The 12,758-nt window shown below is 58.9% G+C and carries 11 protein-coding genes; 2 read left to right on the top strand and 9 right to left on the bottom strand.

Going from position 1 to position 12,758, the window contains the following annotated elements; genetic code table 11:
• Positions 1-103: 103 nt before the first annotated feature.
• From AC5JQH_RS07330 to AC5JQH_RS07305, 6 genes are all read right to left on the bottom strand, one after another.
• Positions 104-1,360, bottom strand: a complete 1,257-nt coding sequence (locus tag AC5JQH_RS07330; protein WP_092030463.1) for a DUF3426 domain-containing protein — start codon at positions 1,358-1,360, stop codon at positions 104-106.
• Positions 1,361-1,421: 61 nt separating this feature from the next.
• Positions 1,422-2,318, bottom strand: coding sequence for a 50S ribosomal protein L11 methyltransferase (gene prmA, locus AC5JQH_RS07325; protein ID WP_008170937.1), 897 nt, complete (start codon positions 2,316-2,318; stop codon positions 1,422-1,424).
• Between the two features lie 2 nt (positions 2,319-2,320).
• A complete protein-coding gene (accC, locus tag AC5JQH_RS07320; RefSeq protein WP_014578428.1) occupies positions 2,321-3,667 on the bottom strand; it encodes an acetyl-CoA carboxylase biotin carboxylase subunit in 1,347 nt (448 codons plus the stop codon).
• A gap of 18 nt (positions 3,668-3,685) precedes the next feature.
• A complete protein-coding gene (gene accB / locus AC5JQH_RS07315; protein ID WP_008170940.1) occupies positions 3,686-4,153 on the bottom strand; it encodes an acetyl-CoA carboxylase biotin carboxyl carrier protein in 468 nt (155 codons plus the stop codon).
• 27 nt (positions 4,154-4,180) lie between these two features.
• The gene (gene aroQ, locus AC5JQH_RS07310; protein ID WP_008170941.1) at positions 4,181-4,621 is read right to left on the bottom strand and encodes a type II 3-dehydroquinate dehydratase; all 441 of its coding nucleotides are present in this window, start codon (positions 4,619-4,621) and stop codon (positions 4,181-4,183) included.
• A gap of 316 nt (positions 4,622-4,937) precedes the next feature.
• The gene (locus tag AC5JQH_RS07305) at positions 4,938-6,551 is read right to left on the bottom strand and encodes a diguanylate cyclase (protein ID WP_493805432.1); all 1,614 of its coding nucleotides are present in this window, start codon (positions 6,549-6,551) and stop codon (positions 4,938-4,940) included.
• 198 nt (positions 6,552-6,749) lie between these two features.
• Here AC5JQH_RS07305 and AC5JQH_RS07300 point away from each other — a divergent pair, with 198 nt between their 5' ends.
• Positions 6,750-8,750, top strand: a complete 2,001-nt coding sequence (locus AC5JQH_RS07300) for a bifunctional diguanylate cyclase/phosphodiesterase (RefSeq protein ID WP_493805431.1) — start codon at positions 6,750-6,752, stop codon at positions 8,748-8,750.
• Positions 8,751-8,757: 7 nt separating this feature from the next.
• Positions 8,758-9,810, top strand: a complete 1,053-nt coding sequence (locus AC5JQH_RS07295) for a DUF2333 family protein (RefSeq protein ID WP_014578424.1) — start codon at positions 8,758-8,760, stop codon at positions 9,808-9,810.
• 83 nt (positions 9,811-9,893) lie between these two features.
• On the opposite strand, the gene ppa is transcribed toward AC5JQH_RS07295, so the two are convergent.
• The 3 genes from ppa to rpiA all read right to left on the bottom strand — a co-directional run bounded on the left by ppa (position 9,894) and on the right by rpiA (position 12,659).
• Positions 9,894-10,421, bottom strand: a complete 528-nt coding sequence (gene ppa, locus AC5JQH_RS07290; protein ID WP_008170949.1) for an inorganic diphosphatase — start codon at positions 10,419-10,421, stop codon at positions 9,894-9,896.
• 271 nt (positions 10,422-10,692) lie between these two features.
• Positions 10,693-11,832, bottom strand: a complete 1,140-nt coding sequence (locus tag AC5JQH_RS07285; protein WP_482902189.1) for an acyl-CoA dehydrogenase family protein — start codon at positions 11,830-11,832, stop codon at positions 10,693-10,695.
• A gap of 146 nt (positions 11,833-11,978) precedes the next feature.
• On the bottom strand, positions 11,979-12,659 hold the full coding sequence (rpiA, locus tag AC5JQH_RS07280; RefSeq protein WP_053113131.1) for a ribose-5-phosphate isomerase RpiA: 681 nt from the start codon (positions 12,657-12,659) through the stop codon (positions 11,979-11,981).
• Between the last annotated feature and the right edge of the window lie 99 nt (positions 12,660-12,758).

Genomic DNA, 12,758 nt, shown 5'->3' with positions numbered 1-12,758 from the left:
CTGGGCGGTGAAAAAACTGATTATTTTTCGCCCTTTCTGGTTGACTTTTGTTCTGTACGATGACCGTCGGGAATGGCTGTCGAGTGAATACTTGCTTACGGCATCAGGGTGCGTGGGGGCGGAAGAGGATGTTGTAATTCACCGCGTCACGGCCCGGATCCCGAATGTTGATGGCAATGCGAACGGGAGTATCCGTGGGCATGGCGTCCAGCTCCCGACCTTCGCCGGCCAGGTACTCCTCAGGCGTGAACAGACTCTGTGCCACCACATCGCCATTCAGGTTGGAAAAGGTGAGGGCAATGGCGGGAAAGGGTTGCTCGAAGTCGGCCCGGTTAATGATCACGGCATCGACCACCAGTTGCGAGCGATTATCCGGATCGGTTCGCACCACCAGTTTCCGGCTCTGGATGGCTTCCACATTGATCAGCGGTTTGAGTTCGCAGCCGGCCAGTTCACAGCCTTTCTCATAGAAGGGGCGCAGCTCGGGGATGGCCGACAGTCGATCGAACTGGAACCAGGTTACCTGGGCGATCAGAACACCGATCAGACCCAGTACAATCACGCTCCACACGATCGTGCGGACGCCACTTCCACCGGAATCGACAGCAACCGGCTCCCGGCGTAGATCCCGGAAGGGCGGGTCGGCATGGAACGCGTCGGCCGGTCGCTCCGGCTCATCAAAATCGAAACCGGATTCGTCCACAAAGTCATCGAACGGATCAGAATCTTTGGCCGGCCCGGTCGCCGCGGAGGAGGGTGTTCCGGTCTGCTCAAACACCGGTTCTTCCTCCAGGCTCAGCTCAGGGCGAGGTGCTGGCCTCGGCTCCGGTTCGGGAGAGGTGTCTTCAGGTTCCGGTTCGGGGGCAGGCTCGGGGCGCTGGGGGGCAGAAGGTTTTCGGGATGCTGGCTCGTCATCCTGAAGAATGGCTTCGGCCCAGCTCTCATCGACTTGCTCATCGGGGCCGTCGGTGTCAGCGTCTTTGTAATCTGTTTCGTCGCGCTCATCAAAGCTGCGGAAACTATCGCTTAACTCGTCATCGGAGAAGGTCAGCTTGGTGCCGGCGTAAGGCCCTTCCGCCGCATCTTCTTCCGGGTTATCGGCGAAGACAAAATCCTCCTCGCTGACGCCGGAGCCGGAGGTAGAGCCGGCAGGCGATGATGCACCTGCGGGTTGTGCCGGGGTGGCGGGGGTTCGTGGTTTCTCGCCACCGCCTGGGATAACCTGGTGCTCAATGGCATTGAACACCTTCATGCAGTTCCCGCAGCGCACTTTGCCCTTGGCAATGCCAAGCTGTTCTTCGGTTACCCGGAAGCGGGTCTGGCAATTCGGGCACTGTGTCTGCAGGCTGCTCTGGGTCATGCTTCTTCCTGAAAGCGACTAGGCTACGAGTTTCGGAGTTTAGTCGTTAAGACCGGTTTCGTCATCTGTCGTGGCGCCGTCCTGTGAGGCGTATCCACTCTTCCCGCTGCTCGGGCTCGTCCATGACGAACCATGGCTCATAGGCGGCCATTACTTCCCGGGCCTGGTTAGACAGGATGCCGGACAGCACCAGATCGCCGCCGGGCCTGGTCCGCGAGGCAAGATGGGGAGCAAGGCCGATCAGGGGCTGGGCCAGGATGTTGGCAAGCATGATGTCGGCTTTGGTCTCGGGCTCGTTGTCTGGCAGGAACAGGTCCAGCTTGCTGTCTTCGACACCGTTGCGGCGGGCGTTTTCCCGGCTGGCTTCGAGGGCCTGCGGGTCGGTATCGACACCAATCACATGGTCTGCGCCAAGGAGCAGGGCCGCAAGGCCGAGAATGCCGGAGCCACAGCCGTAATCGATCACCTGCTTGCCATGGGGATCCTGGCCATCAAGCCATTCGAGGCAGAGGGCCGTGGTTGGATGGGTGCCGGTACCGAAGGCCAGACCGGGGTCCAGCATCAGATTCGCCGCATCCGGGTCAGGTGCGTCATGCCAGCTCGGGACGATCCAGAGCCGCTCGCCGAATTTCAGGGGCTGGAAATCGTCCATCCAGGCCCGTTCCCAATCCTTGTCCTCAACCAGAGTGACGTCGATTTCCGGAAGGGCCTGCTGGGTTTGCTGGTGCCAGGCATCCCGGATATCGGCGCAGAGCTGCTCGATATCCCGGCCGGAATCGAACAGCCCGGTCACCGTTGTCTGGCTCCATAAAGGGGTGGTGCCGGGGTCCGGCTCATAGAGGGGCTGGTCGGCGGCATCTTCCATGGAGACGGCGTCAGAGCCCATCTCCATGAGCAGATCCTCCAGCTGATCCGCGTTGTCCGGATCAGCCGGGATCTGGAGTTGTATCCAGGGCATGATTAATCCCGCATCAGTTTCTCAAGGTAGTGGATGGTGAAGTCTACCTGTTTAAAGCCACCATCGCGTACCAGTTTCCGATGCAGTGGTTGATTGGTCTTGATGCCCTCGACCACCAGTTCGTCCAGCGCGTTCTTCATCCGGCGCCGGGCAATGTCCCTGTCGTCGCCCCAGGTGATCAGTTTGGCCACCAGGGAATCGTAGTAGGGGGGAACCGTGTAACCGCTGTACAGGTGAGAATCCACCCGCACACCATTACCGCCCGGGGCATGGAAGTGTTTAACCTTGCCGGGGCTGGGGATAAAGGTTTTCGGATCCTCGGCGTTGATCCGGCACTCCATGGCGTGGCCGGAAATCCGGATGTCGTCCTGGGTGTATTGCAGCGGAAGGCCGCTGGCAATGCGGAGCTGTTCGCGGACGATATCAACACCGGTGACCATCTCGGAGACCGGATGTTCTACCTGGACACGGGTGTTCATTTCGATGAAATAGAACTCGCCGTCCTGATACAGGAACTCGAACGTACCGGCGCCCACATAACCGATTTCCTTACAGGCATCGGTACAGGCTTTCAGGGTGCGTTCCCGGGATTCCGGATTGATGTTCGGAGCCGGTGCTTCCTCTATTACCTTCTGGTTCCGGCGCTGCATGGAGCAGTCGCGATCGCCCAGGTGAATGCAGTTGCCATGCATGTCGGCAAGTACCTGCACTTCCACGTGACGCGGGGCTTCCAGGAACTTCTCGAGGTAAACCGTCGGGTCGCCGAAGGCATTTTTGGCCTCGCTCTGGGTGATCTGGACACCCTTGAGCAGGGCCGCTTCAGAATGGACCACCTGCATCCCGCGGCCGCCGCCACCGGAAGCCGCCTTGATCATGACGGGGTAGCCAATTTCCTTGGCAATCCTCAGGGTCCGCTCTTCATCGTCGTCCAGCGGGCCATCGGAGCCCGGCACGGTCGGAACGCCGGCCTTGATCATGGCGTTGATGGCGGACACCTTGTTGCCCATCAGCCGGATAGTCTCGGCCTTGGGGCCGATGAAGCGGAACCCGCTCTTTTCCACCTGTTCGGCAAAATCGGCGTTCTCGGCAAGGAAGCCGTAGCCGGGGTGAATACCCACGGAATCGGTTACCTCGGCGGCGCTGATGATGGTAGGGATGTTCAGGTAGCTGTCGGTCGCGCTGTTCGGGCCAATACAGACAGACTCGTCGGCAAGCCGTACGTGCATCAGGTCGCGATCGACCTGGGAATGCACTGCCACTGTCTTGATGCCCAGCTCCTTGCAGGCGCGCAGAATCCGGAGGGCAATTTCACCCCGGTTTGCGATCAGAACTTTTTCTAACATGGCCATGAGTAGCTATCACCGCGTTCAGGAAATGACGACCAGGGGCTGGTCAAACTCAACCGGCTGGCCATTCTCGACCAGGATGTCCTGGATGGTGCCGCTCTTGTCGGCCTCAATCTGGTTCATCATCTTCATGGCTTCCACGATGCAGATGACATCACCCACATTGACGGTCTGGCCAACTTCCACAAACGCCTTGGCGGTGGGCGAGGGTGAGCGATAGAAAGTGCCTACCATGGGAGACTTCACGCTGTGTCCGGCCGGGGCCGCTGGCGCAGAGGACTCTTCCGAAGCCGGAGCGGACGCTGCCGGCGCCGGAGCTGGCTGCTGGGCAGGCGCTGGCGCAGGGTAGTGGCTCACGTACTGGGTGCCGGCAGCCGGTTCACGCCGGCGGGAGATGCGTACCGAATCGTCGGCCTCGTGAATCTCCAGCTCCTCGACGTCAGATTCCTCGAGCAGCTCAATCAGTTTCTTGATTTTACGAATATCCATAGTCAGTCCAGTCCCGTTTTGTCAGGTCTATCGGTGAATGCGTTTCAGGGCTGCCTGGAGTGCGAGGTCGTACCCCTGGCTACCCAGCCCACAGATAACGCCTTCGGCGATATCCGAGAAATAGGAGTGATGCCGGAACGGTTCCCGGGCATGCACGTTCGAAAGATGCACTTCTATAAATGGAATTCCCGAGGCCAGCATGGCGTCGCGCAGGGCTACGCTGGTATGGGTGAAGGCGGCGGGGTTGATGATGATGAAGTCCACGCCTTCCGCCCGCGCCTCGTGAACCCGCTCAATCAGTTCGTATTCGGCATTTGATTGCAGGTGCAGCAGATGATGCCCATGCTCTGCTGCCAGTGAGCGCAACCGGTCGTCGATGTCTGCCAGTGTCTCGTAACCATAGACCTCCGGCTCGCGGGTACCGAGCATGTTGAGGTTGGGTCCGTGGAGCACGAGAATTGTCGACATGGTTCTGTCTGCCTTGATGTCTTTTTACAGGATCGCCGATTTTAACGGCATGTTCCCCCAATGGTGCGTGCTTGTTTTGTTCAGATCAACACTTTTTGACAATCGTTCCTGTTGTCCATTGGTCGTAAAAAGCCGGCAAATGAATCGAAACGGGATCTTTCCGCTGATGACAATCATTGTCGTGAACGGCGGAACGAACTTCCATACGACGTTGGTTTCATAAAAGGTAGCAGCCGGGCAGTGACTGAGCCATGCCCGACCGAAAATTGTCTGAAAAGTCTGGGGGGAGGGATTCGGGCCGCGGCACGGCCCGGATTCAGGAATCTGCCAGGGTTACGCAGTTGCGGCCAAGCTCCTTGGAGCTGTACAGCGCACGGTCGGCCCGCTCGCACAGTGCCTGGGAAGTGTCGTCGTCCCAGGCTGCGATGCCACAACTGAAGGTGACATTGAATTCCCGGTCGCCGGCCGGTTGCTGCAACTCGGAGAATCGCTCCCGGATTTCATTGAGAACGTTCCGGGCATCGCTCGGACGGGTGTTGGGCAGGATGATGGCAAATTCCTCACCACCGTAGCGTCCGATGTGGTCGGTCTTGCGCAGGCGTTGTTTGAGGAACATCGACAGGCTGCGCAGTACCCGGTCGCCGATCGGGTGGCCAAAGGTATCGTTCACCTTCTTGAAATAGTCGATGTCGATCATCGCAAAGCACAGCGGCTGTTGTTTCTGGCGCGCCCGCACGATCTCCTGGTCCAGCAGGTGGAGGGTGTGGGTGTGGTTGAACAGGCCCGTCAGGCTGTCGCGAATCATCAGGGCCAGCAACGAGCGGGCGCGTCGCCCGCGATTGTGGATCGTGGCAATCAGGTGTTTCGGGTCGATCGGTTTGGTCAGGAAGTCGTCGCCGCCCAGGCTCATGGCATGGAGCTGTTTCGTTACATCTTCCTCGGCCGAGAGGTAAATGATGGGCACGCTGTGAAAACGGTCCTGCTGGCGGATCACCCGGGCGATTTCCATGCCCGTACAGCCCGGCATATACATGTCCAGGATGATGATCTCCGGCGAGAACTCCTCCAGGGCGTGGATGATCTGCATCGGGTCGGTGATGATGTGGGCGGTCATACCCGCTTTCTTCAACACCGTTTCCATATATTTTGCCTGGGCCCGGGAATCATCCAGACCCAGGACCTTGTAGGGATCCACGGTGTTGCCGTGGGTGTAGGTCTCAATCTTTTCGATCAGCTGCCCCGGGTCGACAGCAGGGTAGAAGAACTCTTCCCCGCCGCAGCGGGAAGCCTGCAGACGGGTCTCGATAGAACCGTCCTCGTCACTCATGAAAATAATCGGAATCGGCGTATCGTGTCGTTCCTGCAGGCGTTCGATGGTGGTAATGCCGGCATTGGGCGAGCCGCCAAAATTGACGTCTACCAGGATGGTTTCCGGCTTGTGCAGTGCGCAGGCTTCGGTCAGTTCATCAGCATTGGCAAAAGCGGATGCCCGGAAGCCGAAGAATTCCAGCTGCCGGATCAGGCGGGCTGCCATTTCCTGGTTGGCCAGGGCAATGTAAACCGGTGTTCGACGAAATTGGTGGGGCGCTTCAGAACTGTTGAGGTCGGTCCTGCGCAGAGTGCTCTGGGACAAGGTCTCGATGGCATCCTGCAGTTGTCGCTCGAGGCTCTCGTTCAGGGCAGATCCGGGTTCCCACTGGTTGATCAGCGCCAGCGTGGTTTGACCGGCCCGGGCGTGGCTGTCCATTTCAAACCGCTGGGCGTAGCGCACCAGTTTGTCCGTAGCCGCCGCGAACTCGTTGCGGTGCGCCGAAGCCTTGTCCCGGTCCTCGTGAATTTTCTGCCAGGTATCCAGAACAACCCGGGCCTGGGTTGTCACACGGCGTGCGAAATGCTGCCTGAGTTTTTCTTTCTGGCTTTCGTCGTTCATGTTGCTCGGGCCTGTCTCTTTTTCGTTATTGGTCGTCCTTTCCCGGTGTGGACGATTTTTCAACCTTAGTCCTTTTGCAGAGTCTATAGTGTTTAATGTTGTCGGCGTAGGTTGCGCTATGTAAATGTTTGTCAACTCTGCGGTGCAGGTCACAAACACCTGGCCGGCTGGCTCACAGCCAATGCGGAGAAACTCCCCATGGCACGGAAGCACATCCCCCTGGAGCAGACGCAACAGGGTGCGGTCACATTGCGAACCCTGCTTCTGGTGTTGACCGGAAGTCTGCTGGTTACCCTGTTGGTTGCGGTGTTTATCACCAGCTACGGTTATTTCCGGGACTATGTCTCGGATCAGCTGGCAGGTCATGCCCGTGACGGGGCCACGGCCATCGGGTTGTCCCTGTCCAATGCCATCGACGGCCGCGATCCGGTCGCCTCCGCCTCCCTCATTGATGCGGTGTTTGATAGTGGCCGCTATCTGTCCGTCAGCTATCTGAATCATCAGGGCGAGCAGGTTGCCGGTCGGGCCATGACGCTCAATAAAGTGGCTGTCCCCGCCTGGTTCCGCGACCTCGCAGATCTTCCGCTGCCGGTTGCCGAGGCAGAAGTCGTCCGTGGCTGGAGCCGTCTGGGAACCGTGCAGGTAATCAGCCATCCCGGTCGCGCCTATGAGGACCTCTGGCGAATCACCATCGGGTTGACTGCCAGTACTGCCGTCATCGGGGGGATTGGACTGTTTGCGGTTTTCCTTCTGCTTCGTCGTACCCTGCGCCCGCTTCATGCTCTCGAGGATCAGGCAAAGGCCCTCGGGCAGCGGGATTTCAGGAGGCGGGTCTCTATCAAGTCGACCCGCGAGATCAATCAGGTGACCGACGCCATGAACCGGATGGCGGATGACCTCGGCCAGCTCTTCGAAGGCCAGGCGAAACTCATTCAGCACCTGCGCCGGGTAAACAACGAGGACTCGGTCACCGGGCTGGCCAGCCGAAGCGCCTTCGACCAGCGCCTGAAGGTGGAGGTGGAGTCCGAGGAAAAGGCGGCACCCGGAATTCTCATGCTGATTCAACTGGCCGACTTTTCGGGATATAACCAGGCCTATGGCCGGAGCGAGGCCGACCGGTTGCTGCTGAGGGTAGCAACCTGGATTGGCGAATTCGTCATGCAGCATGCCGGGTCGTTTGCCGGGCGCCGAACGGGCGCCGAATTTGCCATTTTTCTGCCCGGTGCGATGCCGGCTGATGCCGGTGTCTGGTGTCGTCAGTTGGTCACGGACCTCGATGGGGTCTATGCAGATCTTGCTTCGCCGATGGACACCTCTGTTCATGCCGGGCTGGCGAGAACCCTTGAGGGGCGTGGTGCCCGGGATCTGATGGCGGCCGCGGACGAAGCATTGCGCGCTGCCCAGAGCAGGGCCGAGAGTGGCTGCCATCTGGCTGACCCTGAGAAAGACGGCCATCACAACCTCGAAACCTGGCGGGTGATTATCAGTCAGGCGATCCGCCGGCAGGCCCTGTCGCTGTGGCTCCAGCCTATGGTGAACGAGGGCCGGCTCATGCCGGTCTATCATCAGGTGTTTTCCCGGATCGATTCCGCCGAAGGGGCCTTGAAGGCAGGCACTTTTGTACCAATGGCTGAGCGTTTCGGGCTGATCTCGGAACTTGATCGTCTGCTGGTCCAGCGGGTGCTCGATTGCCTGAAACAGAGCCCGGATCAGCCGCTGGCGGTCTCGCTTGGTAATGCCTCCGTGGCCAGCGAGGCATTTCGCACGGATTTGCTGGACCAGCTGCGGCAGGCTGGTTCGCCGGCAAGGAATCTCTGGATCGGTATTTCAGAACAGGCAATCCATCACCACCGGACCGCGGCGGGCCTACTGGTCCGGGCGTTGGGGCGACTCGGTGTTCCGGTACTGGTCGACCGCTTCGGGGTGGGAGGCGTACCGTTCAGTTACCTGAGAAATCTGAGGTTTCAGGCCCTGCGTATCGACAACAGCTTCATCCACAATATCGACACCCATGAAGATAACCGCTTCTACCTTGAGTCTGTGGTGGCCATCGCTCACAGTCGTGGCGTGAAAGTCTTCGCCACAGGAGTGGAAACTGCCGCGGAATACTCGGTACTCTGTAAACTGGGTATCGACGGGGCCATGGGTTACCATCTGGGCAGGCCGTTTGCCGCTGACAATCAACAGACAGGGGATTAAAAGTCATATGCCAGGCAAAATCAGACAGTACTTCAAGGACAAGAAAGACGATGTTCAGGATTATGCCGGCGGCAGCGGCGTAATTGGCAAACTGATTCTGGCGTTGGTTGTGGTCTACCTACTGGTGGCGCTGGTGCTCGGCATGATCTGGAGCAGCGAGCCGGACACCTTCTCGGTGCGCGAGCACACGAGGTCGGTGGCCAACACGATGGAAAGGGAGCCCATTACCGGCTTTGCCACCACGGTCACCATGATTCGTATCGCAGAAACCCTGTTAGACAAGCCTGGTGGCTATATTTCCAACGACATTTTCCCGCCTGGACTCTGGCTGGATAACATGCCGAACTGGGAGTACGGCGTTCTGGTTCAGCTTCGGGATCTTTCGCGCGCCATGCGCAAAGACATCAGCCGCTCGCAAAGTCAGTCCGCGGAAGATCGGGATCTGACGATCGCCGAGCCCCAGTTCCATTTCGACAGCGAGAGCTGGGCAATCCCGTCTACCGAGGCCGAGTACCGTCGGGGTATTACCGCTCTGAAGCGTTACCTTGACCGGCTGTCGAGCCCGGAACAGGCCGACGCCCAGTTTTTCGCCCGAGCGGATAACCTGAGCAACTGGTTGGCGGACCTGGAGACTCGCCTGGGAAGTCTGTCCCGTACACTTGGTGAGAGTGTCGGCAAGGCATCGGTATCAGACTCGGTGATCACCATGAACTCCGGTGATCCTCTTGCTGAGGAAGCGACCGGAGAAGACGTGAAGACACCCTGGACCAAAATTGATGACGTTTTCTATGAGGCCCGCGGCAGCTCCTGGGCGCTTCTGCACATCTTCCGGGCAATTGAAGTGGATTTCCGGAAAGTGCTGCAGGACAAGAACGCCATGGCCAGCGTACGGCAGGTGATCATCGAGCTTGAGGGCGCTCAGGGCGAAATGTGGAGCCCGGTGATTCTCAATGGCAGCGGCTTTGGCGTACTGGCCAACCACTCGCTGACCATGGCCGCCTACCTTTCCCGCGCCAACTCGGCGATCAGTGACATGCGGGACCTGCTGTCCCGGGGCTGATGACAGGAGAGTTCGATCCAGAAACAAAAAAACCGGGCGCTAAGCCCGGTTTTTTTATGCCATCAAACCAAGAAGAGTCCGGCTTAGCCTTTGTAGGCGTTAACGGAATCCACGATGGCTTTCCTGGCGGCGTCGGCGTTGTCCCAGCCTTGCACTTTTACCCACTTGCCGGGCTCGAGCGTCTTGTAGTTCTCGAAGAAATGCTTGATCTGGTCGCGCAGCAGCTCGGGCAGATCGTCAATTTCCTTCACGTCATGGTAAGTGGTGGTCAGCTTGTCATGGGGAACTGCAACCAGCTTGGCGTCGCCACCGGCTTCGTCTTCCATGTTCAGCACACCCACGGGGCGGCAGCGAATCACGGAACCGGCCTGGATCGGGTAGGGGGTTACAACCAGTACGTCCAGGGGGTCACCGTCGTCGGCCAGGGTGTGCGGGATGAAACCGTAGTTGGCCGGGTAGAACATGGGGGTCGCCATGAAGCGGTCTACCAGCAGGGCGCCCATGTCTTTGTCCAGTTCGTACTTCACCGGGGAGCTGTTGGCCGGGATTTCGATAGCAACGTAGATGTCTTCAGGCGGGTTCTTGCCTGCGGGGATGTTGTCGAATTGCATGTGCGATCCTTCCTGGTACGTTAAAGGTACGTTTAACTGCGGTTAAAAAGTGGGCGCAATTATACGGGAGTATCCTGCAGTTCGAAACTAAACCTTGGTCGTTGAGTTGGGTGCACGCGGCTATCTGGCGGGGCTTTCCGAAAAACGCCCGTGAATACGTCCCTGTAGGGCTCGGTCGCGCCATCCCTGGCGCTCCACGTTTTCGGAAAGCCCCGCCACCAAAACCCAGCAAGCTGGGTCAGGACAAGAGGGCGAACGCGGAACCCACAGCTCAGAGCTTGATCTGCTTGGCAATGAGTTCCTTCATGATCTCGGTGGTGCCGCCGCCGATGGAGAGAATCTTGGCATCCCGATAGAGGCGCTCGACGACGGTTTCCCGCATATACCCCATGCCACCGAACAGCTGCACCGCTTCCCGGGTGACCTTTTCGCAGACATCCACCGAGAAGTTCTTGGCCATCGCCACTTCCTTGATGGGGTTTTTGCCCGCCTGCATCAGGGCGGCGCAGCGGTAGGTGTATTCCCGGGCTACGTCGATCTGGGTCGCCATATCCACAAGCTTGTGGCGGGTCACCTGGAAGCCCGTGATATTGCGGCCGAACGCCGTGCGTTGTTGGGTGTATTCCAGCGCCGCTTCGTAGGCCAGTTGGGCGGTCATGTAGGCCATGATGGCCAAGCTGAGACGCTCGAACAGGAAATTGCTCATGATGGCGATGAAGCCGGCGTTTTCGGCGCCGATCAGGCGGTCGGCCGGCACGCGGCAGTCCTCGAAAAACAGCTCGGCGGTATCGCTGGCCCACCAGCCCATTTTTCGCAGTTTCTTGCCGGTGGAGAATCCGGGCATGTCCCGGTCGATCAACAACAGGCTGATACCGCCGTGGCCTTCGCCACCGGTGCGTACAGCAACCGTATAGTGGTCGGCGCGGATGCCGCTGGTGATGAAGGTTTTGCTGCCGTTTACAAAGTAATGGTCGCCATCGCGGACGGCCCGGGTTTTGAGGTTGGCGACATCGGAACCTCCGCCGGGTTCGGTCACTGCCAGGGCGGCAATTTTTTCGCCCCGCAGCACCGGCGGCACGATCTGTTCACGGATGTCCTTTTTTGCCCATCTGGCGACTGGCGGCAGCCCGATATCCAGAGACCCCAGGCCAGCGACGAGACCGCCTGATGTGGAGCGCATAAGCTCTTCAGAAACGGCTACTTTCAGGAAAATGTCGCCCTCTCCGATGCCCCCCAATGCTTCCGGAAAGCCAATGCCCAACAAACCTGCATCCCCGGCTTTTTTGTAGAGATCCCGGGGAAATTCACCCGCTTCTTCCCAGTCGTCGATGTGCGGCAACACGTGGGTTTCGATGAACTTGCGGGCGGTCGCGCGGACCTGCTGATGGGTTTCGTTGAAGTATTCGGACACGGTCTGGCTCTCCCTGATCGGAATCAATGGGAAGCAGTGTCGCCTAAATATTATTACCAAGCAAGCGCTTGGTTGTTCGTTCATTCAGGCAATAAAAAAGCTGGCCCGAAAGGCCAGCTTCGACATCGAGGAGCGACAGAAGTCGGTCAGGCGCCTTCGCTGGAGATGCTTTTCACGCCGTCCTTGGTTCCCAGCAGCAGGAGATCAGCGCGGCGGCGGGCGAACAGGCCATTGGTGACCACGCCGACGATGTTGTTGAGTTTTTCTTCGACCCGGATCGGTTGGGAAATGTCCATGTTGTGGACGTCGATGATAATGTTGCCGTTGTCGGTCACTACCCCCTCCCGATAGACCGGGTCACCGCCCAGTTTCACGATTTCCCGGCCAACATGGCTCCGGGCCATGGGAATGACTTCGACCGGAAGCGGGAATTTGCCCAATACGCCGACCATCTTGGAGTCATCGGCAATGCAGATGAAGGTCTTGGCAACCGCGGCCACGATTTTTTCCCGGGTCAGCGCGGCACCGCCGCCTTTGATCAGTTCCAGGCGGTCGTTGGTTTCGTCAGCGCCGTCCACATAGAACTCCAGTTCTCCGGCACTGTTAAGGTCGTAAACCGGGATGCCGTGGCTTTTCAGACGCTCGGCGGTGGCCTCCGAGCTGGCAACGGCGCCGTCAAACTCGGTCTTGAGTTCCGCGAGCATGTCGATGAAGAAATTGGCCGTGCTACCAGTGCCCACACCGATCACGCTCTCGCTATCAAGACGAGGAGCAATGTAATCAATGGCGGCTTTGGCGACGGCTTTTTTCAGTTCGTCCTGGTTCATCATTGGCTCCGGCTGCAAATCAGGTTGGCTTTGCCGGCATTATAGCGCTTAAGAGCCCTCTGCTTATAGACGGCTGCCGTGCAAACTTTCTACACTGTG

Source organism: Marinobacter sp. H13 (assembly GCF_059072335.1).
This window is presented reverse-complemented; position numbering and strand designations above follow the sequence as displayed.

Coding starts and splice junctions, on each gene's coding strand:
- AC5JQH_RS07330 (WP_092030463.1), bottom strand. CDS start 1,360: ATGACCCAGAGCAGCCTGCAGACACAGTGCCCGAATTGCCAGACCCGC.
- prmA (WP_008170937.1), bottom strand. CDS start 2,318: ATGCCCTGGATACAACTCCAGATCCCGGCTGATCCGGACAACGCGGAT.
- accC (WP_014578428.1), bottom strand. CDS start 3,667: ATGGCCATGTTAGAAAAAGTTCTGATCGCAAACCGGGGTGAAATTGCC.
- accB (WP_008170940.1), bottom strand. CDS start 4,153: ATGGATATTCGTAAAATCAAGAAACTGATTGAGCTGCTCGAGGAATCT.
- aroQ (WP_008170941.1), bottom strand. CDS start 4,621: ATGTCGACAATTCTCGTGCTCCACGGACCCAACCTCAACATGCTCGGT.
- AC5JQH_RS07305 (WP_493805432.1), bottom strand. CDS start 6,551: ATGAACGACGAAAGCCAGAAAGAAAAACTCAGGCAGCATTTCGCACGC.
- AC5JQH_RS07300 (WP_493805431.1), top strand. CDS start 6,750: ATGGCACGGAAGCACATCCCCCTGGAGCAGACGCAACAGGGTGCGGTC.
- AC5JQH_RS07295 (WP_014578424.1), top strand. CDS start 8,758: ATGCCAGGCAAAATCAGACAGTACTTCAAGGACAAGAAAGACGATGTT.
- ppa (WP_008170949.1), bottom strand. CDS start 10,421: ATGCAATTCGACAACATCCCCGCAGGCAAGAACCCGCCTGAAGACATC.
- rpiA (WP_053113131.1), bottom strand. CDS start 12,659: ATGAACCAGGACGAACTGAAAAAAGCCGTCGCCAAAGCCGCCATTGAT.